The 24463-nt window shown below is 40.1% G+C and carries 22 protein-coding genes; 13 read left to right on the top strand and 9 right to left on the bottom strand.

All coding sequences use genetic code 11. The features are described 5' to 3' along the window. The first annotated feature begins 101 nt into the window (after positions 1–101). Positions 102–677 carry a 2,3-diphosphoglycerate-dependent phosphoglycerate mutase gene (locus tag M2419_RS12950; protein ID WP_182330044.1) on the top strand — a complete coding sequence of 192 codons (576 nt, stop codon included), beginning with the start codon at positions 102–104 and terminating at the stop codon, positions 675–677. Positions 678–873: 196 nt separating this feature from the next. Here the strand turns inward: M2419_RS12950 and M2419_RS12945 are convergent, their stop codons facing one another. Next, positions 874–1533 carry a metal-dependent transcriptional regulator gene (locus M2419_RS12945; RefSeq protein ID WP_182330042.1) on the bottom strand — a complete coding sequence of 220 codons (660 nt, stop codon included), beginning with the start codon at positions 1531–1533 and terminating at the stop codon, positions 874–876. 116 nt (positions 1534–1649) lie between these two features. Here M2419_RS12945 and M2419_RS12940 point away from each other — a divergent pair, with 116 nt between their 5' ends. Further along, a complete protein-coding gene (locus M2419_RS12940; RefSeq protein ID WP_202883694.1) occupies positions 1650–3965 on the top strand; it encodes a TonB-dependent receptor domain-containing protein in 2316 nt (771 codons plus the stop codon). A 68-nt stretch (positions 3966–4033) separates the two neighbouring features. Here M2419_RS12940 and M2419_RS12935 read toward each other — a convergent pair whose 3' ends face one another. Next, positions 4034–4558, bottom strand: a complete 525-nt coding sequence (locus tag M2419_RS12935; RefSeq protein ID WP_070564708.1) for a hypothetical protein — start codon at positions 4556–4558, stop codon at positions 4034–4036. Between the two features lie 547 nt (positions 4559–5105). Here M2419_RS12935 and M2419_RS12930 point away from each other — a divergent pair. The 5 genes from M2419_RS12930 (at position 5106) to M2419_RS12910 (ending at position 12357) form a co-directional block, all read left to right on the top strand. Continuing rightward, positions 5106–5708 (top strand): TetR/AcrR family transcriptional regulator, encoded by a 603-nt coding sequence (locus M2419_RS12930; protein WP_120335275.1) that lies wholly within the window; start codon positions 5106–5108, stop codon positions 5706–5708. An 81-nt stretch (positions 5709–5789) separates the two neighbouring features. Then, positions 5790–8543 carry a carboxypeptidase-like regulatory domain-containing protein gene (locus tag M2419_RS12925; RefSeq protein WP_153847885.1) on the top strand — a complete coding sequence of 918 codons (2754 nt, stop codon included), beginning with the start codon at positions 5790–5792 and terminating at the stop codon, positions 8541–8543. Between the two features lie 23 nt (positions 8544–8566). Beyond that, positions 8567–9841, top strand: coding sequence for a parallel beta-helix domain-containing protein (locus tag M2419_RS12920; RefSeq protein WP_153847886.1), 1275 nt, complete (start codon positions 8567–8569; stop codon positions 9839–9841). A 2-nt stretch (positions 9842–9843) separates the two neighbouring features. Then, complete coding sequence (locus M2419_RS12915) at positions 9844–10923, top strand: SO2930 family diheme c-type cytochrome (RefSeq protein WP_259255226.1); 1080 nt, start codon at positions 9844–9846, stop codon at positions 10921–10923. 21 nt (positions 10924–10944) lie between these two features. Beyond that, positions 10945–12357, top strand: coding sequence for an aldehyde dehydrogenase family protein (locus M2419_RS12910; protein WP_153847888.1), 1413 nt, complete (start codon positions 10945–10947; stop codon positions 12355–12357). A gap of 44 nt (positions 12358–12401) precedes the next feature. Here the strand turns inward: M2419_RS12910 and M2419_RS12905 are convergent, their stop codons facing one another. Next, positions 12402–12791, bottom strand: a complete 390-nt coding sequence (locus tag M2419_RS12905) for a response regulator transcription factor (protein ID WP_153847889.1) — start codon at positions 12789–12791, stop codon at positions 12402–12404. A 487-nt stretch (positions 12792–13278) separates the two neighbouring features. Here M2419_RS12905 and M2419_RS12900 point away from each other — a divergent pair, with 487 nt between their 5' ends. Beyond that, positions 13279–15792 (top strand): cation-translocating P-type ATPase, encoded by a 2514-nt coding sequence (locus tag M2419_RS12900; RefSeq protein WP_153847890.1) that lies wholly within the window; start codon positions 13279–13281, stop codon positions 15790–15792. Between the two features lie 62 nt (positions 15793–15854). Here M2419_RS12900 and M2419_RS12895 read toward each other — a convergent pair whose 3' ends face one another. Genes M2419_RS12895 through M2419_RS12880 form a run of 4 tightly spaced genes read right to left on the bottom strand, consistent with a single transcriptional unit; the run spans position 15855 to position 19052 of the window. Continuing rightward, positions 15855–16793, bottom strand: coding sequence for a glycerophosphodiester phosphodiesterase family protein (locus tag M2419_RS12895; RefSeq protein WP_153847891.1), 939 nt, complete (start codon positions 16791–16793; stop codon positions 15855–15857). A gap of 3 nt (positions 16794–16796) precedes the next feature. Continuing rightward, on the bottom strand, positions 16797–17312 hold the full coding sequence (locus tag M2419_RS12890; RefSeq protein WP_153847892.1) for a shikimate kinase: 516 nt from the start codon (positions 17310–17312) through the stop codon (positions 16797–16799). 5 nt (positions 17313–17317) lie between these two features. Continuing rightward, positions 17318–18502, bottom strand: coding sequence for a BT_3928 family protein (locus M2419_RS12885; protein ID WP_153847893.1), 1185 nt, complete (start codon positions 18500–18502; stop codon positions 17318–17320). A gap of 7 nt (positions 18503–18509) precedes the next feature. Next, complete coding sequence (locus M2419_RS12880; RefSeq protein ID WP_088163452.1) at positions 18510–19052, bottom strand: DUF1599 domain-containing protein; 543 nt, start codon at positions 19050–19052, stop codon at positions 18510–18512. 305 nt (positions 19053–19357) lie between these two features. Here M2419_RS12880 and M2419_RS12875 point away from each other — a divergent pair, with 305 nt between their 5' ends. The 4 genes from M2419_RS12875 (at position 19358) to cysM (ending at position 22325) form a co-directional block, all read left to right on the top strand. Further along, entirely contained in the window at positions 19358–20155 is a 798-nt protein-coding gene (locus M2419_RS12875; RefSeq protein ID WP_153847894.1) for a HipA family kinase, read from the top strand. Continuing rightward, complete coding sequence (locus M2419_RS12870; protein WP_153847895.1) at positions 20133–20516, top strand: DUF3037 domain-containing protein; 384 nt, start codon at positions 20133–20135, stop codon at positions 20514–20516. Before M2419_RS12875 ends, M2419_RS12870 begins: the two co-directional genes overlap by 23 nt. Before the next feature lie 121 nt (positions 20517–20637). Continuing rightward, the gene (locus tag M2419_RS12865) at positions 20638–21447 is read left to right on the top strand and encodes a serine O-acetyltransferase (RefSeq protein ID WP_075991214.1); all 810 of its coding nucleotides are present in this window, start codon (positions 20638–20640) and stop codon (positions 21445–21447) included. Positions 21448–21452: 5 nt separating this feature from the next. Continuing rightward, positions 21453–22325 carry a cysteine synthase CysM gene (gene cysM, locus M2419_RS12860; RefSeq protein ID WP_153847896.1) on the top strand — a complete coding sequence of 291 codons (873 nt, stop codon included), beginning with the start codon at positions 21453–21455 and terminating at the stop codon, positions 22323–22325. A gap of 76 nt (positions 22326–22401) precedes the next feature. Here the strand turns inward: cysM and M2419_RS12855 are convergent, their stop codons facing one another. Further along, positions 22402–22761: a VOC family protein gene (locus M2419_RS12855; RefSeq protein ID WP_153847897.1), complete on the bottom strand. Its 360-nt coding sequence runs from the start codon at positions 22759–22761 to the stop codon at positions 22402–22404. A gap of 244 nt (positions 22762–23005) precedes the next feature. On the opposite strand from M2419_RS12855, the gene M2419_RS12850 reads away from it, so the two are divergent. Further along, a complete protein-coding gene (locus tag M2419_RS12850; RefSeq protein ID WP_182330028.1) occupies positions 23006–23980 on the top strand; it encodes a YeiH family protein in 975 nt (324 codons plus the stop codon). Here M2419_RS12850 and M2419_RS12845 read toward each other — a convergent pair. Beyond that, positions 23977–24441, bottom strand: a complete 465-nt coding sequence (locus M2419_RS12845; RefSeq protein WP_153847899.1) for a GNAT family N-acetyltransferase — start codon at positions 24439–24441, stop codon at positions 23977–23979. The genes M2419_RS12850 and M2419_RS12845 overlap by 4 nt on opposite strands. Positions 24442–24463 lie beyond the last annotated feature (22 nt).

The raw sequence follows: 24463 nt of genomic DNA, 5'->3' as shown, positions 1-24463 counted from the left end.
CGGGACTAAATGGTATAAATAAAACAAAATGGAATGTATCGCTATTATATATGATGTTGGGTACGTAGTGAGAGACCGTTTAGAAAAACTTTGGATAAATAATGGCAAAACTTTTTTTAGTCCGGCACGGACAGTCGCAATGGAATTTGGAAAATCGCTTTACGGGATGGCAAGATGTTGATATTACTGAATTGGGACAACAGGAAGCTCGGCAGGCAGGACTGGCTCTGGCAAATGAACCAATTGATATAGCGTATACGTCGACACTTATAAGAGCGCAGCATACGTTAAGTATTATTTTGCATGAAATGGGCGATCCTCCCATCCCCATTGTTATAGACGCTGCTTTGAATGAACGAGGTTATGGAAAGCTTGAGGGCTTGAATAAGGCCGAAACAGCCGAAAAATATGGTTCTGAACAAGTGCATATTTGGCGCAGATCTTTTGATGTGCCTCCGCCTGGAGGTGAGAGCCTGAAAGATACATACGAACGTGTTATTCCATATTATGAACGTTTTATAGCACCCAAACTGAAAGAAGGTAAAAATGTACTCGTTGTTGCGCACGGCAATAGCCTGAGGGCGCTGATTATGTTTTTGGAACATCTTTCTCCGGAGCAGATATTGGAACGGGAGATTGCTACCGGGCAACCAATCAAGTATCAAATTGAAGAATAAACGCCCAATTTTTACAAATTGATAGTTGAACTGTAGAGACTAATAATTTATCGTATTTCTATAGATTCTCCGGGTTTAGCATTTTAAATATTTACTTATTTTTGTTAGTTGTTTCTAATATTTTTTTTCTTAATAAAGAGAAATAACAGTAGATTTCATTTCAAAAAATAACATTTGGATCTCATTCTCTCCTAGTTTAGGCGATAGGGCGTACAAGTAGTGTTGCGGTGACTTTGCTGCTTAGCACTTCCGTTGGCCTGTCTTTGTATTCCACTGTGATGCTAGCATCAAACGGTTCTATTGATTTGATTGTTAAAGTCGTACCGAGCTCGAGATTTTTCGCTGTCAAATATTGTAAAAGCTCCTTTGAAGATGGCTGAACCGCCATTAATGTAACTATATCACCTACTTTACAACTATTTAGAAACACATAGTTTTCCAAAGGCATAACCCCATTAGAATCGGGAATTGGCGACCCGTGGGGATCCACAGTCGGATAACCCAATAACTCATCCATTTTACTGAAAAATTCGGGCGAATGGATATGCTCAATCTGTTCAGCAATCTGATGGACTTCATCCCAGGCAAACCCCATTTTATCAACCAGATACATTTCAGTAAGTCGATGTTTCCGGATAATAAGGGCGGCTTCTTTCTTTCCTTCTTCAGTTAACCGCAATGGTTTATAGCTTTCATAATGAACGAAACCTTTGTCGGCTAGTTTTTTCATCATACTATTTACTGTGGGCATCTTGATGTCGAGCCTTTTACTTATTTCATTGACATTCGCATCACCCTTTAGGTAAGTGAGGTTATACAATGCTTTTAAGTAATTCTCTTCGGTCTGTGAAATCATAAGACAAATTTATTAAATATTAGCCGTGTCTAATAATTATGTTATAATTATTTTGTTAGCCTAATCTAACTTGTTAGATTTGCTAATCTAAATTTATAAATATAAAAAAGCAAAACATGATGAAAGGGTACAGTGCTCATTTGACAATAGCCATGGTGCTTACAGGATTTATTTCCTTTGGACAGACAGGTAAGATTACTGGTAAGGTTTACGATAAGAATGGTGTGCCGTTAGGAGCAGCATCCGTTGTTATTCCAAAATTACAGATAGGTACCAAGTCGAACAATTCGGGAAGGTATATCGTTGAAAGTATCCCCCATGGTACCTGGGAAGTGGAAGTAAAACACATTGGATTTAAGGAATTCCGTGATTCAGTAAAAGTCGGTCCAGGGGTATTGACCAAAGATATTCAGTTAGATGGGGCTGAACTTTTACTGGATGAAATTGTGGTAACGGGTACCAAAACATTTAAAAGGAAAACAGAGAGTCCTGTAATGGTAAATATTTTGGATAGCAAGACTTTGGACAATCTACAAGTGTGTAACCTTTCGGAGGGTTTGAAGTTTCAACCCGGATTGCGCGTAGAAACAGACTGTCAGACCTGTAACTATACGCAATTGCGGATGAATGGACTTCAGGGTGGTTATTCACAGATTCTGATTAACGGTCGGCCAATTTTCAGTCCGTTGATGGGACTTTATGGCATGGAGCAACTACCGGTCAATATGATTGAAAAAATTGAAGTCGTTCGCGGAGGCGGCTCCTCATTGTATGGTTCAAGCGCAATTGGCGGAACGGTGAATGTGATTACAAAGCTCCCACGGGCAAACAGCTATGAAATCAATTCTTTCTATCAGCGTATAGGTGGGGGGACAAATGATTTTAACCTCGGGGGCAATGCAACATTAGTCAACGAGAAGGGGAATGCCGGAACTTCATTCTTCTTCAACAAGCGGGATCGTGGTTTCTATGATGCAAATGGTGATAATTTTTCTGAAATGCCCAAAATTGAAAATACCTCTTTAGGAATTAATTCATTCTATCAGTTTTCGGATAATCAAAAATTAGAAGTCTCCTTAAGCAACCTGAATGAATATCGTTTCGGTGGTGAAATGACCGATAAACCTGCGTATTTAACACTGCAGTCAGAAGAGCGGCATCATAAAATTTGGATGGGAAGCACTGATTATCAGATTAACTTCAATCAAGATAAATCGGCATTGATCGTCTATACTGCTTTTCAAAATACCAATAGAAAACATTATACCGGCGTATTTCCAGATGATCCTGAGGCGATTGAAAATCATCTTAAGCATCCACCTTATGGGGATTCTAAAACAACAACACTTCAGGGAGGTTTTCAATTGAATCATGAGATCCGCAATTTCTTTAGTGGTCGTAATGTATTGACCATTGGATCGGAGTATGTTTCTGACAAAGTTTATGACGAAATTCCGAGTTATAATTATCTCGTGGATCAGCATACCAAAGATTGGGGAAGCTTCTTTCAAAGTGATTGGGATTTGGCGACTAAGTTTAATGTATTGTCGGGTGTTCGGGTTGACAAACATAATTTATTGCATAAAGTTGTTGTCAGTCCGCGAATAGCACTCCTTTATAAATATGCCCCAACAACACAATTTCGATTAAGCTATGGAACCGGCTTTAGAGCGCCACAGGCATTTGACACCGACCTGCATATCGCATTTGCTGGTGGCGGCGTATCGCGTGTACAGTTATCTGCTGATTTAAGGGAGGAGCGTTCAAAAAGCCTGAGTGGTTCGATAAACTACGACAAAGCAACTGAAACGTGGATAGCAGGCTTCACCCTGGAAGGATTTTATACGCACCTGAATAATGCATTTGTACTTGAGGAAATCGGTGCAGATAATTTTGGGAAGATTTTTGAAAAGCGAAATGGAAACAACGCAACAGTAGCCGGAGGAACATTGGAATTACGTGTAAATTATGCTAAGAAGATTCAGTTGGAAACTGGATTGACAGTGCAGCAAAGCAAGTATGATAGTCCGGTGTCGTATTTGGAAGGAGTAGCTCCAATTCGATCATTTTTGCGGACACCCAACGAATATGGTTTTGCCAACCTCAATATTACAGGAAGTAAACCCTGGACAATCAATTTAAACTATGTTTATACGGGAAATATGCGTATTGCCCATGTCGGGGGAGCAGATAATTTTCCTGACGATCAAATGGTACGGACAAGAGCCTTTTCGGAGCTCAATAGTAAAGTAGCTTATGCATTTAACTTACCTAAATACAAAAATGTCATTGAGCTTTATGCAGGGGTAAAAAATATTTTTAATGCGTATCAAACTGATTTTGATACCGGGAAAAATCGCGATAGCAATTACATTTATGGCCCCAACATGCCAAGGACATACTTTGTCGGTGTAAAGATAAAAACACCTTAATGGTGAAAACAAAAAATCCTGCCACACCGATGATGAGCAGGATTTTTGTTATTTGTATTCGCGTTATGCTATTTCAAAACGAATTTAAATCCTAAAGAAAAACGCGATGGCTCGAAATTAGAACCATGAGAAAGATTCCACCAAGGTTTCCAGTCGAAATGCATGGCCAATGGCGCAGAAGGTATTTTGAACTCTAGACCCAAAGCTGGACGGATCGCAAAATCAGTATGTGTTTTTCCATCTTTCCAATGGTAGTCGTCATACCAGTCGTCGTGCCATTTACCATAATCAATAAATGATACTTGTGGACCAACACCAATGTACCATGAAAGACCTCGAGATCCAGGAATACGTTTGTTGTATGAATAATCCACGCCGATAACAGTAATATTGTCTCCAAATAATACTTGTGCATTTCCAGCGTCATTTCCACCAAAATTGTGTTTTATCTGTGGACCGAATAATGTTTGACCATCGCCGACATCTATTCCAAGACCAATGGCTGTCCGATACGGAGTTTGTGCGTTTGCTTGCTGATGAGCAACAAATAGTAGCGTAAAAAGTGTTAGAAAAGGTAGAATTACTTTTTTCATGATAATTTAAAAAAATATAAGTTGTGTGTTTCCGATTAGAAAGCTTTCGTTGTTCAAACAAATAGTTTGCCAAAGATTTTTTTTAATGTTTTGATAAACAATAAATGATTTGTAACTACTTCTCTTTTAGTGCTTTTTTTTTGTAGATAATCTAAAAATAACCTCAACTATATACATAATAGTCATATTCTATTTGCGAGGAGTCTGCTTTTCCGAATAAACAACCTGTGATTGGTCTGTTTTTTATTGCTGGACTGTTTTAACAGTAAACAAAATAGAGAAGATGGAGTCAAGATACTTTGATGAAAAGAAAACGGAGCCCCTTAAAAAAGTGCAGTAAAGACAATTTTGTCGCGAATAAACCTGAATAAGATCGCATACTTCTTTTATTTAAAAATCAATTTGTCTATGTTTGGCGTAACATGTTAAGTCTGTATGTATTTGACTTTTAACAGTGTTAGGTTTACATCTTGATATATTTTTCAATTTTCAAACATTTAAATAAAATGTTTGAAAATTGAAAAATATATTACTAACTTTATTTTAGATGAACAAAAAGGAACAGGTCAAAGAAAGAATTGGACAGGCGGCCATGGAATGTTTCGAGCGTTATGGATTGGAAAAAACAACCTTGGAAGACATTGCTAAAACTGTGGGATTGAACAAAACGTCTCTTTATTATTATTACAAGAACAAAGAGGATATTTTTATTGAAGTAGCAATACGAGAAGGACAATCTTTTATCGATACATTACAAAAAAGTACATTGAAAAAGAAGGGAGTGGAGAATCAGATTTCTTTTTATTTAGAATCGAGATTGAACTATTATACCAATGTGCTAAATATGAATAGGGTGTCTGTCGAATCACTTGATAAGATTTTACCTCGTTTTTTTGAACTATATGATGCAATGATGGTGCAAGAGAAAGCTTTTCTTACTAAGCTTCTCACGCAGGCCATTGCACATGAAAAATTGGATCTAACAGATCCTGAAAATATAGCTTCTGTACTTATAAATTTTGCTAATGCATTGAAACATAGTACAGAGCAGCAGGCGATACTGAAGCGGCAGGTTGAAATTGACTATGCACAAAGTCTTCGGGATACCAAATTTCTAGTCAGCCTAATTTTTAGAGGGCTCAGAATATAATTCTCGATTGTCCATTTTTGGAGAATCATGGCGGGTAAGGTGAAGCATTGAAGCGATAATAATACGCTAACCAATATAAACATGAAAAAAATTGCCTTATTAATCCAGATTCTCTGTATCTGTGTGCCATTTAGTTTGTCTGCACAACAGATCATCAATGGGCAGGTCAGCAATAGCTCAACATCCGAGCCGGCCTATGCAGTTTCGATCCACGTAAAAAACGGAAAGGAAGGTACTTTCACGGATGATCGAGGGCGTTTTCAGCTGAAAACAAATAGACCACTACCCATTACGCTGTATATTTCCGCTATCGGGTATGAATCGAAAGAAGTTTTGGTGAATAACCTGTCATCTCCATTGCATATTTCTTTGAATTTATCGCCCATTTTGGGACAGGAAGTTGTTGTTTCTGCAAGTAGAACTGTACAAAGTAAACTATCCGCGCCAGTAACAATTGAGCAAATGAGCAGCAAAGACATTCGTAATGCTGCACAATTAAATTACATGGATATGCTTCAAGGCTTGAGAGGAGTCGATGTTACCGTATCCAGTATTGGTTTTACCAGTGTTACAACGCGTGGGTTCAATACCAGTGGGAACACCAACTTTACTCAGATCGTAGACGGGATGGATAATCAGGCGCCAGGACTGAATTTTCCGCTCGGATCGGTCATCGGGCTAACTCAACTTGATGTCGATAATATAGAGGTGCTGTCTGGAGCATCTTCAGCCTTGTATGGGTCAAGGGGATTGAATGGTACGATGGTTGCCACAGGTAAAAATCCGTTTAAATATCAAGGATTAAGTGTGTTGGTGACTCAAGGTGTCAACCATATCAATCATAAAAAGAACAATGATCCTGTGCCTACGTCACCCTATTATGATTGGGCTATACGCTATGCAAAACAAATGGGGAATAAAATTGCTTTCAAGATCAATGGTCAGTATACACAGGCAAAAGATTGGGTAGCGAACGATGAAACCAACAAAAACGGTCCTGGGACAGCGCTGACAGATCCAAACTATAATGGGGTTAACCTGTATGGAGGAGCGACTTCGACAGATATTAATCCCTTTTTGGAAGGTGCACTTCAGGGAAATCCGGAATTGGCCCCCCTAATCGAGCCCCTACTGAAAAATCCAAATTATGTTGCCCGGACTGGATACCCCGAATATGGCTATCTCGATAATAGAGCCAAGCTCTTTAAAATCAATGGTGAATTCCGTTACAAGGTTTCCACCACTATTGAAGCCATCGCTTCAGCCACTTTTGGTACAGGTAATATTGTGTATACCAACGATACGCGTTATCAGCTGAAAGGATTTAAAGTAGGGCAATATCGGCTGGAGCTTCGTGGGGATAAATGGTTTTTCAGAACGTATACGACCCAAGAAAATTCGGGGAGGACACTGGTTGCAGGGCCGACAGCACAATATATCAATGAATCTTGGAAAACAAGTTACGATGGCGAGACAGGTGGTTGGTATCCTGAATATACTGCCGGTCTCTTAAATGCACTTGTTTCAGGTACTTCGCTCACAGACGCTCATCTAGCGGCACGCACGTTAGCCGATCAAGGACGTGCCGAACTCGGAACACCGCTGTTCAATAGACTTAAAGATAGTATCAGCAATACACCAATATCGCAGGGTGGAACGCTGTTTTTGGACCGTAGCAAATTGTACAATGCCGAAGCACAGTATAATTTCTCAGATCTCGTAAAATTTATGCAGGTGATTGCAGGTGTCAATTGGCGTTTGTACAATCTAAATTCAAAAAATACACTATTCCCGGATAAGGATAAGCCGATTCATGTAAAAGAGTACAGTGCTTACCTGCAACTCGCCAAAAAAGTATTGGATGATCGCCTTAATATTGCCACTTCATTCCGTTACGATAAGAATACGTTGTTTGCTCAGCCAAAGTTAACTTCAAGAGCATCACTGGTGTTTGATTTGTTTCATCAGAATTATTTACGCCTTTCTTATCAGAATGCGTATAGTTTCCCCTCTAATATACAAGCCTTACAAAATACCTTAAACGGTTATAATAGCTATTCCTCCGGCGGTTCATCGCTGTTGTTGATCGATAATTATCAATTTGATCGCTATCCTCCTTACACCTTGGAAAGCGTGCAAAAGTTTCAGCAATCGAACGATCCAACCGTACTTCAGAAATTTAAATTTGATGATATTAAGCCGCAGTCGGTTAATGCTTTCGAACTGGGCTATGCAGCTATGTTGGGCAAGCGGGTGATGATCGATGTGTTGGGGTATTTTTCAACTTGGAAGAATTTTATTGGCTATGCCAATGTTGCCAATACTCCTGGAAGCGATGATTACAATGCTTTTAAAGATCATGCGACCTATGTTCAGTATAATATCGCTTTTAATGGCGGAGAGACCGTAAATACCTATGGATATGCCGCGAGTATTAGTTTGGATCTAGGCCGGAATTTTGTGACCAAGGCCAATTGTTATTCTGACTACCTAAAAAATAAGAACAATAGTCAAATTAACAATTTCAATACACCACATTATCACTTTAATCTTGAATTCGCGAATAGTGGCTTTGGGAAAAAACAGGTTTGGTCTTTTAGTACTTCCTTACGTTATAAACCGGGGTACTATTATGTCGTGTCTGGAGGACTTGCCGCAGGTCAAGTGCCAAGCTCAGCGGTGATCGATGCGCAAGTGAGCTATAAATTTGTTAAGGCTCGATCCGGAATTCGTATTGGGGGGACCAATATCACAAACAAGTATTATTCGACAGGAATTGCTAATCCACGTATAGGGGCAGTGTATTATGTCACTTATGCTTATAATATTTTCTAATCAAAAACTAAATAAATCAGAACATGAAAAGATATTTAAAACAATTGATTGGTATTGCGGTCACAGCTTCCTTCCTGTACAGCTGTGCCGACCAATCGAAAGACAGTTACAAAGTCCTTACGTTTACTCCTGGACAAGAAGAGGCTATTGAAGAAGCTTTCCTTTCCATTAAAGATAGCACCAATATCGTGCTAAAAGCTGGAAAATACTCCTTCGATAATCTGAGTATTGCGCAAGTAAATCATATTAAGATTGAAGGCGAGGGCTATGATAAGACAATTATTGATTTTTCCAGTCAGACACAGGGAGGAGAGGGAATCCGGGTTACTGATGTGAAAGGTTTAGCGATTGGGAATATGACCATTCGTGATTCAAAAGGAGATCTATTGAAGATAAACAATAGCCAAGACGTTGTCATTTCAAATCTTCATAGTATATGGAGCTCGGCCGATTCTACAAGTGGCGGATATGGGATTTATCCTGTGCTCTGTAAAAATGTGCTTGTTGAGAATTGTTATGCCGAAGGGGCTTCAGATGCAGGTATCTATGTTGGACAGACAAAAGGTGTCATTGTGCGGAAATGCAAAGCAGCGAAAAATGTGGCAGGTTGTGAAATTGAAAATACAACAGATGCTGAAGTTTACGACAATGAATTCTATGGAAATACAGCCGGATTTCTGATTTTTGATCTGCCTGAACTTTCACAGCGTGGTGGAAGGGTAAAGGCATATCGCAATAAAATCTATGATAATAATTTTAAAAATTTTGCCAAAGGTGGGAGTTTCGGAACTTTTTGGGGAGTAGGGAATGCATCTCCGGGAAGTGGTATCATTATTCTTTCTACATCAAATATTGAAATTTACGATAATGTTATCGAACAAAACAATACGTCTGCGATTACGATTGCTTCAGGTTTTGCTGTGGATGAAAAAGCTGCGGAACGCATCAATGCAAATTATTCCCCAATACCCACACATGTTAAAATTTATAGAAATACCATTAAGATGGGGGATAAATTCCCGCAAGCAGCTTATGAGCATCGTATCGGTCAATTGATTATTGCTACTGAAGCCCAGTTGAATAGCGTTGAGCCGGATAGGAAAAATAAGCGGGTTCCTGCCATATTGTATGATGGTATTACCAGTAATGTGATCACGAATGGTCATACTCAAAACCCGGATTCCATCTGTATCAATCAGCCGGGTGAGAATATGTTTGTATCGGCAGATTTTAGTCACGCAGGTCAACCGGCGAAGTGGAAACCCTCAAGTAATGTACAACCTTTTCAATGCAAATAACAGTGAAACCAACAAAATTTCCCTTCGTCTGTATCGGAATATTGAGTGTGATCCTGCTTTTGCTGCAACAGAGCTGTCGGCAGGGGCAAAAGAAATCATCAGATCATAGGGCTGTCTCTTTTGAATTTAGAGAACGACTGTCCGAATACGGCTTTTTTACTGGAAAACTAAACCAATTAGTGGCAAGAGCTGATATCTTGGGCTACGATCTGAGCACGCCCCTATTTTCTGATTATGCTGTTAAAGACCGCTTTATTGTCTTGCCAAAAGGAGGGAAAATAGGCTACACAGCGCATGGTCCGTTAGATTTTCCCGACTCAACCATTATTATAAAGAATTTCTCCTACATAAATGAACAAAGGCAAAAAGTGTTGATAGAGACGCGCTTACTGGTGAAGGATCCAGCTGATCATGCCTGGAAAGTGATGAATTATCTGTGGAATGATGGGCAGACCGATGCTATTAAACATATTCGCGGTGCTAAACTACCGATTACATTGATAGATAATGCGGGCAATAAGCATACGACAAACTATATGGTACCCAACACCAACGATTGCAAGCGCTGTCATAACAATAGCTCCAAACTGATGCCCATAGGTCCAAAAGCCCGAAACCTCAATTTTGTGCAATTAGGTGATTCGATCAACCAACTAGCCAAATGGCTTTCCCTTGGCCGGGTGTCCAATATGCCCGATCTAAAGAAAGTACCGCAATTGCCTATATGGACTGATGAAAACAAATTCAGTTTGGAACAACGGGCAAGAGCCTATTTAGATGTGAATTGTGCGCATTGCCATACCAAAGGGGGAGACGCTTATAATACGGGGCTTTTCCTGGATTATGATGTGAAAATTCCTTCCCACCTTGGTATTGGTAAAGCTCCTGTTTCAGCTGGAGGTGGAGCAGGTGGCTTGGATTTTGATGTGGTTCCCGGAGATGCCAAGCATTCTATCCTGCTTTATCGGATGAACAGTGTGGAACCCGGTACAGCGATGCCGGAGTTGGCCAGAAGTATAATACATAAAGAAGGTGTGGATCTGATTCGCCAATGGATCAATAATATGCCATCAAAAAAATAATAATATTGATCTTCAATTGGTATGAACAAAGAGACGTTAACGGATCAGATAGGTTTAATATTTGAACAGCAGCAGCTTTTTAAATATGAATTACGGTCTAGCAGTGCACAGGAGCGTATAAAGAAACTCTACAAGCTAAGGGCGCTTATTGAAAGTCATGAGGATTTAATCTATGCGGCGCTCGAAAAAGATTTACGGAAGTCACGAAGTGAAGCCGCCATAAGCGAAGTATTGTTTATTTACGGTGAAATAGCATTTGCAATACGACATTTACGAAAATGGATGAAGCCTAAACAGGTTGGCCGCTCGATGACCAATTTTTTTGCTAAAAGTACAATTACCTACCAACCTAAGGGTACGGCGCTCATTATATCGCCTTGGAACTACCCTTTTCAGCTCACAATGAGTCCTTTGATTTCAGCTATTGCAGCGGGCAATTGTGTGATTTTAAAGCCCTCAGAACATAGTTCATTCACGTCTGCAGTTATTGGGGAGATCTTGACCAAAGGATTTGACCAACGGGAAGTGGCCTGTATTGAAGGTGAACAGCGTGTTTCCGAAGCGCTATTGGAGCTTCCCTTTGATCATATTTTCTTCACCGGGAGTCCAGCAGTAGGTAAACTTGTTATGCAGGCTGCCTCCCGCAATCTCAGTTCTGTAACCTTGGAGCTTGGTGGAAAATCACCCGTTATATTAGATGAGACTGCAGATTTGGAAATGACTGCCCATAAAGTTGCTTGGGGAAAATTAATCAATGCAGGGCAAACCTGCATTGCGCCAGATTATGTTCTTTTGCCTAAAGATAAACGGGATGAATTTGTAGACTATTATCTAAAGGCGATTAAAAGTATGTTTTTTACGGAAGATGGGCAGCTGGATCGAACAGTTTATGCAAAGATCATTAACCAAAAGCACGCTAATCGTCTTGTTTCATTAATCGCGAATGCAACAGCAGGTGGGGCAAAACTGTGCGAAGGTGGACAATTAGCGGATGATCTGACATTAAGTCCGGCATTGTTGATCGATGTGAAGGCCGACAACAGTATTATGCAAGAAGAAATATTTGGTCCTATACTTCCCATAGTAACCTATGAAGACCTACAAGAGGCTCTAGCACTCATTAATCGCGCTGAAAAGCCTTTAGCTTTATATATATTTAGCAATAACAAGTCTAATATTCAATATATCCTGAAACAGGTGTCCTCAGGAGGTGCTTGTGTGAATGATGTTTTGATTCATGTTTCCAACCCTCATTTGCCTTTTGGTGGTGTCAATGGCAGTGGCATGGGCAGTTGTCATGGGCAGTTTGGCTTTAAGGCATTTTCACACGAAAGGGCTGTCATGTTTCAATCTAAATTTTCAGTTTCTACGTTGATCTATCCACCCTATGCTAAAAAGAGCAAAGTTTTTAAATTATTGAAAAGATGGATTTAGTCAATTGAAACCACGCTCAAGTAAAGAAAGCTGCCCGTTCTTCGTTACAAGTGATCTGGGATGGCTCTAGCTGAAATGTTGTTACTCGTCAGTCGTTTGACCCGCAACAGGAGTTCTTCCGGGCTAAACGGCTTCACCATAAAATCTGAAGCGCCAAGGTCAAAAGCTTCAATGACGACTTCCTCTTGTCCCATGTTGGAAAGTACAATAACGGGGATTTTTTTCTCGAGCTTTTTTATGGAAGAAAGTACTTCTATCCCCGAAGCAAATGGCATCATAATGTCGGTAATGATCAGATCTAGATCCATTGTATTGAGCTTTTCAATTGCATCTTTTCCATTGGTGGTAGTGATAACCTCGTGACCTGCCTTGATCAGTTTGTATTGAACTGTCCGTAATATCAACTCATTATCTTCTGCAATTAAGATGACCATCTTGTTTTTATTATTAATATACTATTATGGAGGCCACAACAAGTTTAGATGCTATTCCATATCTAACGATAGGTACAGAAATATTTTAACAATATGTTTAGTTTCCAGCTTCTCTTTGTGTTTTACATAATCTGAAAACATAGGTAGCAAAGAAGGACTTCAATAGCAAGAAGCTGTCTTGGCATTATTGGAAAAATGATCGTAAAATTGCTTTTGGCTAATATAAAATTCAAAGTCCCCAAATGAATTTCTGCGCAAATATATCATTGTAATAGAAATATTCAATAAAAGAAAAGTATTAGAAGGTAAATTTTATGCTAATATGTTGCTTATAAGTCATGTAGCCTTTCTTTTTTACAAAAAGTAAAAGCTGTAAATAAAAGATTGTAACATAATGTTACATGTGAAGGAGATGATCGTCGACAGATGATTTAACCCCTGGATACAAGAATTATTCATTATATTTAGGTAACCTAGTTCATTCGATATGTCATATAATATTCCCGATAATCTGAAAGGTCTTTCCGTAGCTGAGGTTAATGCCTCTCGCGCTAAATATGGTTGGAATCAATTGAGCGATAATCACAAGAATACATGGTTTGAACTGCTTGTGGATATTTTGAAGGAGCCTATGCTGATTCTGTTGATTATCATCTCGATGATTTATGTTTTTGTGAGGAATTACGGAGAGGCTGTATTTATGTTTGTCGCTATTGTTGCTGTTACGGCAATTTCTTTTTATCAGGATAATCGTAGCAAAAAAGCTCTGGAGGAATTGGAAAAGCTGAATGAACCATTAAGCACCGTGATTCGAAATGGGAAGGTTAGTGAAATTCCAACACATGAGATTGTTGTGGGGGATCTCTGTATTACAGAGGAAGGTCGAATTATAAACGCTGATGGTCGTATTCTACATAGTAACGATTTTTCTGTCAATGAATCTTCGTTGACGGGGGAGAGTTTTTCCGTCTTTAAGGACAGTAAATCCGAAGATAACCTGGTCTACGGCGGGACGGTTACGGTCTCAGGCCTGGCCGTGTTTGAAGTTACTGAAATCGGTAAAGAGACCCGCGTTGGAAAAATAGGTGAATCGATAAAAAATATCAAGGAAGAAATTTCACCATTGCAGGTGCAAATCCAAAAGTTTGTAAAAGCAATGGCCATTGTCGGTATCCTAATTTTTTTAATCGTATGTCTATACAGTTTTATTGACAGTGGTAATTTAGTGGCGAGCTTGCTCAATGGACTTACTTTGGCCATGTCTGTATTGCCGGAGGAGATTCCTGTTGCGTTTACGACTTTTATGGCGCTTGGCGCGTGGAAACTCATGCGGGAGGGGATTATAATCAAAAGAAGCAGTATTGTTGAAACTTTGGGTAGTACAACGGTGATTTGCACAGATAAGACCGGGACCATTACAGAGAATTCCATGCAATTGAAATACCTCTATAATTATGCTACGGATTCATCTTATGATCAGGAAAGGTTTGATGAACCCGATTTAAGAGAGCTTATCGATTATGCGATGTGGAGCAGTGAGCCTGTGCCTTTTGACCCCATGGAAATTACGTTGCATAAAATATATGAAAAAACGCAAAATCAGGACCTCAGAAAGGAGTATGCATTATTTCATGAATATCCTTTAGATGGTAAACCGCCGATGATGACCCATCTTTTCGAAAATACAGGAAAAGATCGGATTATTGCTGCCAAAGGGGCACCGGAGGCTATACTTAGCGTATCGAAGCTGCCCGATAATGAGAAAGATAAAATTAGGGCTATTGTTAAATCCTATGGAGAGCAGGGCTTTCGTCTATTGGGTGTGGGGAAAGCGAAATTCGAAGGCAATAATTTCCCCGCGAAGCAACAGGATTTTGAGTTCCAATTTTTAGGGTTGACCGTATTTTATGATCCACCCAAAAAAGGTATCCAGGAAGTGTTTCAAGATATTTATGATGCCGGGATTAAAGTCAAAGTAATTACTGGCGACAATGCCGATACGACTAAAGCAATAGCGGCTCAAGCCGGAATTCGTATTTTGTCTCCGCCGATCAATGGCAGTGAAATAGTCAATAGGTCCGATGCTGAAATTATGGCGATAGCGGAGCAAACAACTTTATTTACCAGAATGTTTCCGGATGCTAAATTGGCTATTGTAAATGCCCTTAAAAAGAAAGGCGAGGTTGTGGCGATGCTTGGCGATGGGGTAAACGATGGCCCAGCATTAAAAGCAGCCCATATCGGCGTTGCTATGGGCAATAAAGGTACTGAAATAGCAAAATCAGCCGCGGCGTTGATTATCACAAATGACGATCTACAAAAGTTAATCATTGGTATCGCAGCCGGAAGAAGGATTTACGCAAACATCAAGAAGGCGGTTCAATACATCATTTCTATTCATATCCCCATTATTTTGACCGTATCACTACCTTTGTTTTTAGGCTGGGTATTTCCGCAGATTTTTAGCCCTGTGCATGTGATCTTCCTCGAATTGGTCATGGGGCCCACCTGCTCGATTGTATATGAAAATGAACCTATTGAAAAGGATACGATGAAGCGACCTCCTAGAGCTATGGGCGACACTTTTTTGAGTATAAATGAGCTCGGAATAAGCATTGTTCAAGGCCTGATAATCACTATAGGGATTCTATTTGTTTATCAGTTTACTGTTCAGCAGGGGGGAACTGAGGAAAAAACGAGGGCTATGGTTTTCACTACTTTAATCTTTGCCAATATTTTGCTGAGTTATGCCAACCGATCTTTCCACTATAGTATCCTTGAAAGTTTTAAAAACCGAAACTTGCTGCTCGTGGGTATTTCGATCGCTGTGCTTCTATTTTTAGTCGTGATATTATACGTTGCTCCTGTCGCCCAATTTTTTGCTGTAACAGCCCTGAGCGGATATGAATTGGGGATAGCGCTCTCCGTGGCTGCAGCATCCGTGTTATGGTTTGAGGTCTATAAATTGATCGGGAGAATTGTACGTGCTAAAAAAGATTGAAGGGACTAGATGGAGATAATCCAAGCATTAAACGAATAGAATTAGGCACAAGTCCAGGAATCTTACTGAATAAATTTCGAAGTAATTCCTCTTTTCTTGATGTAGAAATTCAGCGCTCGCCCTGCCTCTGTAGGTCGATCTGTACTTAATATATCTGCACCGCGATCAATAAATCCGGCATAAACTTGAAAGCCTTTTTTGTCGGCCTGTCTGTCTAAGTTTCCCAGTGTACCCAATATGCACATGATTCCATGGTCATGTAGTACTTTGGTCAATGCTGGGTCTGCTTCACGGGTTCCGACGAAGGCTAACAAGCGATTGTCGGGGATATCTTTTTCATTTAGACGAGCAAGGTCATCCAGATTATTGACCGAGGCCGAAACCATGATGTCGCTAGCCAGACTGTGAACTTTGGCCGCCTGGTTGGCACTATACGTGATGATGACTACGCTAGATTCTGCCCTTTGTTTACGAATAGCATTGATAACGGCTTCATAAGGGACATCATTTTTAATGTCTAAGGTGAAGATTACCTTTCCTTTTCCCCAAGAAAGTGCTTCTTCCAGCGTGGGGATCCTATATGGCGTTATCTTTTTGTTATTGTCCAATAGACGAAGCTTTTTGAGCTCAGCCAAACTGCTGGCATTCACAGGCCCTCTGCCGGTGGTTGTTCGGTTTAGCGTATTGTCATGCATTAATATCAGCGCTGAGTCTTTACTGATGCGAACATCACATTCAACAAGGACAGGCTGCAAGCTCGCATTATAGGAAAACGTTTCGATTGCATTTTCGGGGTATCCAGATGCGGGGCCACCACGATGCAAACTGACCAATGGATAACGATTATCGTCATAGGTCAAAAACTGATATAATTCCTCCACATTTTGGAGCTGTATACGTTTACCCACTGGCAAGCCATCCGTATTGGCTCCGTTACGAAAGCAACTGCTTACGATAAAGCAGATCAATAAAAGGAAGTAGCGGCGTATACGTATATTCATTGTCTATCTATTGTGCTGATTAATCAGATCGGCTAGTGCCTCGACACTGGTATTTAATTGGTCGACTGTCAGATGGGCCTGCGTATAATAAGGTTCTCTTTCGATTAACTTCTCTTCAATAAATAGCCGTAGTTCCTCAGGTGATTTTCCGATTAGAATGGGCCTTTTGTGTAGTTTAGATTGAGAAAGACGGTCAAAAAGTGCTTTGGGTGACATCTGTAAATAGATGGCATATCCATTCGCCCTGATCCATTCCATGTTGTCAAAGAAACAGGGGGCACCACCACCGGTAGATATTACGGCAGCATTCTCAGAAAATTTACGCAATTGCTCGCGTTCTAATGCCCGGAATGCGTCTTCACCATGTTGATTAAAATATTCGGTAATGCTCATGCCAATTTGTTTTACGATCTCCTCATCTGTGTCGATAAAAGGGAGTTCGAGTTTGGTGGCAAGTTTTTTACCCAGGGTAGTTTTTCCACTTCCCATATAACCAATCAAAAATATAGGTTTAGGCATAGGTACTATTTGTCTTTACTTAGAAATTTATCTTCAATGGTTTTGGCATCCGGAAAATTATTATAGTGCCATTTTCCGACGACGTTGCCTCCTTTTAGGAGGAGTACACCAGGATTTGCCCTGACCATGCTTTTCAGAGGAATGAGATCGGCATAGAATATCTCCGCAATTAATTGCATTTTATCACTCAGGTATTGGGCATCTTTGGATGCTGAAGCAGTCAATAGAACAATACGAAGCCCATTATAATCTTTTGTTAATTGGATGGCTGCCTGATTGATCTTTTGGATAGCATCAATGTTGGTCGAAGAAAGATCCTTTGCAACGATAACAAGATTGTAATACGGATTAGCGATGATTTCTTGCGTATGGTCTGCTCCGTCGGCATCCGTAATCAAGAGATCAGGAATAGGAATATCATATCCCTTTTTGACCAATTTACTCTCAGGTTCACCTATAATTTCCCACGATTCATCTTCCCATAGCTTGTCAGCCATATAGACCTTGTCATTGACCTTTTTTGTTTCACCCGTCTTTTTGTTTTTCATGGTATAGATTTGCTCAAACAAATCGCCTTGTTTGCCTTCAGGAAGCACCATTAATGAAGGTAAGTTGTTGCCAACTTTGTAGGGTAAGAAATCAATAAACGGGAGGTAGTTTACGGTATAGATACCAATACCTAAAGAGATAACCGCTGTAATCACAGTAGCAACGAATTGATTGCCTGATCCTTTGATAATTGATCGTAATTGCTTTCGGTTAAAAAATATAATAAGGATCAACGCCAAGAGCACCAGATCTTTAGAAAATGATTGCCAAGGTGTAAGTGGAATGGCATCCCCAAAACAGCCACAAGAGGTCACAACCTCAAAAAATGCCGAATAGAAGGTTAGAAAAGTGAAAAATAGAATCAGTAGTAGCAGGCCCCAGGCAACGGTATTTGCATAGACACCCAGTAATAACAGTGCTCCTAACAAAATTTCAAAACCACAGATCACTACAGCAATGGCAGTAGCGTATTCATTAAAAGCTGTGAGATGAAAGACCTCAAAGTATTCCTGAAGCTTATAGCCAAACCCTGTCGGGTCATTTGCTTTAATAAAACCTGAGAATATGAAAAGAAGTCCCGTGAAAATCCGGCAAAATCCTAAAAGATAATTTGTTTTGGTACGCTGCTGTGTAACTGTCATAATCCGATTATTGTTGTGCGATTCCTAATTTAATTAATGCGAAAACTGCGTAATTGAGCATATCTTGATAGTTGGCATGGATGCCTTCAGAAACCAGGGTTTGCCCATCATTATCTTCAATTTGTTTGACGCGGTGTATTTTCATTAAGATCAGATCTGTCATGGAAGAAACACGCATATCGCGCCATGCCTCACCGTAATCGTGGTTTTTGGCAAGCATGAGATCTCTGGTCTCGGTAACCTTTTCTGTATATTTCTGATTTACAAAGGTTGGATCCAAATTTTCTTCACCATCTTCACCCAAATCAATCTGAATCATGGCCATGACACAGTAATTGATAATACCGATATATTCGTCAACAATTCCTTCGCCTACTTTGGAAACCTTTTTGATTTCTAGCGTGCGTATACGTTGTGCTTTAATGTAAATCTGATCCGTAATGGAAGATAGGCGCATAATCCGCCATGCCGTTCCATAATCTTTTGTTTTTTTAATAAATAAATCCTGACAATGTTTGATAACACTGTTATATTCCTGAATGGTATCCATATCGTTGATTGAAGAAACTTGATGAGACAAGTTGTGATTACACTACAAATATAATTAGAAAATAATACTTCCAACGGTCAAATGAATGTACAATTTGTGCTTTATTGCTAAAATATAAACAATAATTTTGGATATTACCACAATTAAAAGTTCGCAGGGGCTAGGGGCAACAGCATCGTGCAAGTGCATGGCGTGAATTTCTTGTTTCCTATATCCCCAAACGTTTAAATATGGGTAACTTTAGATAAGTTTGATCAGTTTGCAAGGTGTATTGCCAACTTTGAAGATAGTAAAAATATAAATTCATGGATTTTCAACAACCTGTTATTAGAGAAGTAGAGATCATCCGATATGTTCAGCCATTTCGGGAAGGAGGGTCTTTACCCGCATTAGTCGATGCCGATGACGGCTTTAGTTATGTTATAAAATTTAGAGGGGCAGGTCAGGGACGAAAAGCATTGGTCGCGGAATTGATCGGTGGAGAGCTAGCAAGATTGCTCAAATTAAGAGTTCCCGAAATTGTATTTGCGGAGTTGGACGAATCCTTTGGCCGTACAGAACCCGATGAAGAAATTCAGGATCTGCTCAAATTTAGTGTGGGCAAAAACCTGGGACTTCATTTTCTGAGTGGAGCCATCACATTTGACGCGAATGTCGATGCTATCGGCGCGGAGGAAGCATCGAAAATTGTTTGGTTGGATTCACTCTTGATGAATGTAGACCGTACTGTGCGGAATACAAATATGCTGATATGGCATAAAGAACTTTGGTTGATAGATCACGGCGCTTCTTTATATTTTCATCACAGTTGGGATAATTGGGAAGAACAATCCCTAAAACCATTTGTTCAGATTAAAGATCACGTACTGCTCAAAAATGCAAGTATGGTGGAAAAAATAGATCAGGAATACCGTTCCGTTTTTACGGAGGCGGTATTTCGCGGAATATTGGCGGTGGTACCCGATGAATGGCTGGAAGATGCCGAACGTGAGCTCTCTGCTGCCGATGCGCGCGAAGTGTATGTTTCTTTCCTGAAACGGCGTATAGCCAATTCATCCATTTTTGTAAAACAAATAGAAGATGCCAGAAAAGACCGTATATGAGTATGCTGTGGTACGTTTGATACCACGGGTGGAGCGAGAGGAATTTATCAATGTAGGCGTAGCTCTTTATTGTCGTAAGTATCGTTTTGCGAAGATGGTTTATCTTGTCAATGAACAGAAGGTACGGTCTCTTTGCCGGGATATCGAATTGGAATTGATCGAAAATCATCTTTCATCTTTCCAACGAATCTGCCACGGCGAAAAAGATGCCGGCAAACTTGCTGCACTGGATATCACCGAACGCTTTCGATGGCTGACCGCAAAGCGGAGTACCCTGATTCAATGTTCGGCATCACATCCCGGATTATGTGAGGACCCCGAAGCAACATTGAAGGAGCTGTTTGAGCGTCTGGTTCTGTAAATTAAAAGATGTGCTCCCTTGATCAGGGGACAATACGTGATGGTCAAAGGGGCTAAGTTTTGATAATAAGGCTTAATCTATCAATATTGTATAGTATATTTGTTTTAATAAACTAGTGAAGATGCATGATTTTTATCAACATATCTATGAACAGCAACTTGCTGTTCTAGAAATGCCTTCTAACAAGAAGATCTGCGGCTGGGCTATCCGAATTGTGGATGTGCTCTTCCCCGAACGAAATTCTAGCGAGATGAAATCGGTCGATGATGTGAAGCTCGCTTTTGAACAATTTGAATTGGAGCTCGAGCAGCTCTTGAGCAAATCCAAAGCTTGTCAAAGTTGTAATCATTCGGAAGTAGCGCACAAATTTTTTGAACGGATTCCACAGCTTTATGAATTGATGTGCTGGGATGCGGATGCCTTGATGGATGGGGATCCAGCAGCACAGAATAAAAGAGAAGTCGTACGTACTTATCCCGGTTTCTTTGCCATCTGTATCTTCCGGATGGCCAATGAACTGCATCGCTTGGGTGTTCCTTTGATACCGCGTATATTGACGGAACATGCCCATTCCAAAACAGGTATTGATATCCATCCCGGAGCAACGATAGGCCATCATCTGCATATTGATCATGGCACCGGATTAGTCATCGGTGAAACCTGCACCATTGGTAATTACGTGAAGCTTTATCAGGGTGTAACCTTGGGCGCGCTGAGTGTTGATAAGGTGTTTTCCAATGTAAAACGCCACCCGACAATCGGTGATCATGTCATTATCTATTCAGGGGCCACCATCCTCGGCGGTGAAACACACATCGGCCATCATTCGGTCATTGGCGGGAATGTTTGGTTGACAAGTTCTGTAGAGCCTTACACCACCGTATATCATCAGGCCACCTCAAAATTTATAGATTCGAAACCAATAATATAGATACCATGGGAAATATCATAGATACCATAGGAAATACGCCTTTAGTCGAGATAACACAATTTCATACAAATCCCAAGGTGCGGATATTTGCGAAAATGGAGGGGAATAATCCTGCTGGTTCAGTGAAAGATCGTGCGGCACTAAATATGATTCGCTCGGCGATGGAACGCGGTGACATTACAAAAGATAGCAAATTGATTGAGGCAACGAGTGGAAATACCGGAATCGCATTGGCTATGATTGCAGGTATATATGGACTTAACCTTGAGCTTGTAATGCCGGCTTCTTCAACACGGGAGCGAACACTTACGATGGAGGCTTATGGCGCTAAAGTCACCTTATTGGAATCCATGGAAATATGCCGCGATTATGCAGAAGAAAAGGCCGAAAAAGAAGGTTATTTTATATTGAATCAATTTGCAAATCCGGATAATTACGAAGCACATATTAAGACAACGGGACCTGAGATCTGGCGTGATACCGAAGGAAAGATTACACATTTTGTAAGCGCTATGGGCACTACAGGTACAATTATGGGAAACTCCATCTATCTGAAGGAGAAAAATGCAGCTATTCAGATTGTAGGTTGCCAGCCTACTCCGGAATCCTCGATACCAGGTATACGGCGTTGGCCCGAAGCGTATCTGCCCAAGATTTTTGATCCGAGCAGGGTAGATCGTGTCATCGATATATCCCAACAGGAAGCAACCGAGTTTGCGCGGGAGCTTGTCAAGCGCGAAGGTGTTTTTGCCGGAATGAGTACCGGCGGAGCTTTTGCCGGAGCACTTAAAATTGCAAATGAAATCGAAGCAGGCCTTATTGTCTTTATTGCCTGTGACCGAGGTGATCGTTATTTGAGTTCTGACCTTTTCGGCTAAGAACCCATACGAACAATACCAAGCCCACTACGGATCTTCGCTTATTTTTAGCAATCTTTAGTGGGCTTTTCAATGTTTAAGCATCGGCGCCAAAGGTTAGTAGATTGCTGTCGGGATCTAAAATCGAAAACTCACGCTGACCCCAAGGCTTAATCTCAAGTTTACCATTGGGATGAATCTCAACGTTATTTTCTTTAAAAGATTCATACAGACAATCAATATCGTCTGTGCGTATATAAACCATACCATAATTTTCTTCGGGTGGAAGTTCTTGGAATTCAAAAAAATGAATTTCAATATCATCTTTCTTCAACATCAGATACCCTTCATAGTCGGCAGTGCCACATAATGAAAATCCAAGTTTATGTAGATAAAAATCCTTTGTGATGGTTTTGTTGCGCATGGGCAGTTTGGGATGAATGGCTGTCAGTTTCATCGGTATATAATTATTAAGTCGAGTTTAATCCATCTGTTTAGTAACCTATTTGAAATATAATCATTTATCGTAGTATTTTAATGTTCTACCATAAGGATTATTTCGTTTTTATAGCGTATTCTTTAGCTATTTTGACTAAAATGTAGTTGTTTGTTATAACCAATTGTTATGACTCATTTATAATTGTGTCTTTTATAATAATTGAGAGTTATTCAATTTTGTACCAAATCAATGTATCATTGTCATGGACAAAAAAATAAATACGACAATTCGTTATAAACAGTTGCTCAATCGAAAAGTTTCCGTTCGGGAAATCATTTTTATGCTCTTATTTGTATTGTGTCTTACGCCATTCGTTTCAGCTCCGCTTGCCTTACTTTTGGGCATTATTGTAGCACAATGGATCGGTCATCCTTTTCTGGCAGTCAATCACAGGGCGACACAGATTTTGTTGCAAATTTCTGTTGTTGGACTTGGCTTTGGAATGAATATCGATACGGCTATCCAAACGGGTAAGCAAGGGTTTGTGTTAACAGTTATTTCTATTCTCGGAACATTATCATTGGGCTATCTATTGGGTAGGTTACTCAAGTTGGAAAAGGTAACCGCTTATTTGATTTCTGTCGGCACTGCCATTTGTGGTGGAAGTGCCATTGCGGCGGTTTCACCGACGATAAAAGCCAATGAGAAGCAAGTCAGTGTGGCGCTAGGGACCATATTTGTACTGAATGCCATTGCTTTATTTGTATTTCCTGTTGTCGGTCATTTGCTTGATCTCAGCCAGACGCAATTTGGCTTATGGTGTGCTGTTGCTATACAGGATACCAGTTCTGTCGTTGGTGCAGCGAGTAAGTATGGTAATGAAGCACTACAGGTCGCGACAACCGTAAAATTAACTAGAGCTTTATGGATTATTCCGATCGCCTGTTTAAGTGCTGTAGCATTCAAGACCAAAGGGACGAGCATTAAAATACCCTATTTTATTGGTCTATTTGTATTGGCGGTTATCTTAACAAGTTATATCCCTTTTTTTCAGCATATAGGAGGCTATGTCGTCCATATTTCAAAGATGGGGCTTACCTTAACTTTGTTTTTAATTGGAGCAAGCTTGTCTAGGGAGGTTTTGTTGGCAGTAGGTTTTAAAGCAATACTACAGGGGGTAGTGCTGTGGTTGGGATTATCAATACCGGTACTTGTCTATATCTATTTTTGTCTTTAAGCATTTAACGTATACTTCAGCATAATCATATCTTTCAACAGCTGACCATTTTCATAAATAGGCAGCTCATAATTTTCGATGAAAAAATCTTTACGGATGGCGTATTTAACAAAGCCATTTCGTTCATAAAAACGAATTTGAGCCAGACCACAATCTGCAGTACCTACAATCAGGTTCGGGTATTGCTGGTAGTTCTCCTTGATAAAATCAAGCAGTTGACTTCCGAGCCCCATACTTTGAAACTCTGTTGATACGGCGATGTTTTTAATTTCTAATGTATCCGTATTGACCGGATATAAACAGAAAACAGCGATAGGTTTTTCCGTTTCATAGACAACATAAACCATCGATTCATAGAGGTATTTGTCGATTGCATGAATGGTTTCGTCTGCTAAAAGCAACAAATCATAAGGATAATCCTTATGATTTGTAATAAGTTTTATTTGAAAGCTATTGCGCATGTATAAGAATTCGCTAATGGCC

It is taken from the genome of Sphingobacterium sp. BIGb0116 (assembly GCF_024808035.1).
Classification (GTDB): Bacteria; Bacteroidota; Bacteroidia; order Sphingobacteriales; family Sphingobacteriaceae; genus Sphingobacterium; species Sphingobacterium paramultivorum.
Note: the sequence above shows the minus strand (reverse complement) of the source record. Positions and strands in the feature narration are given on the sequence as shown.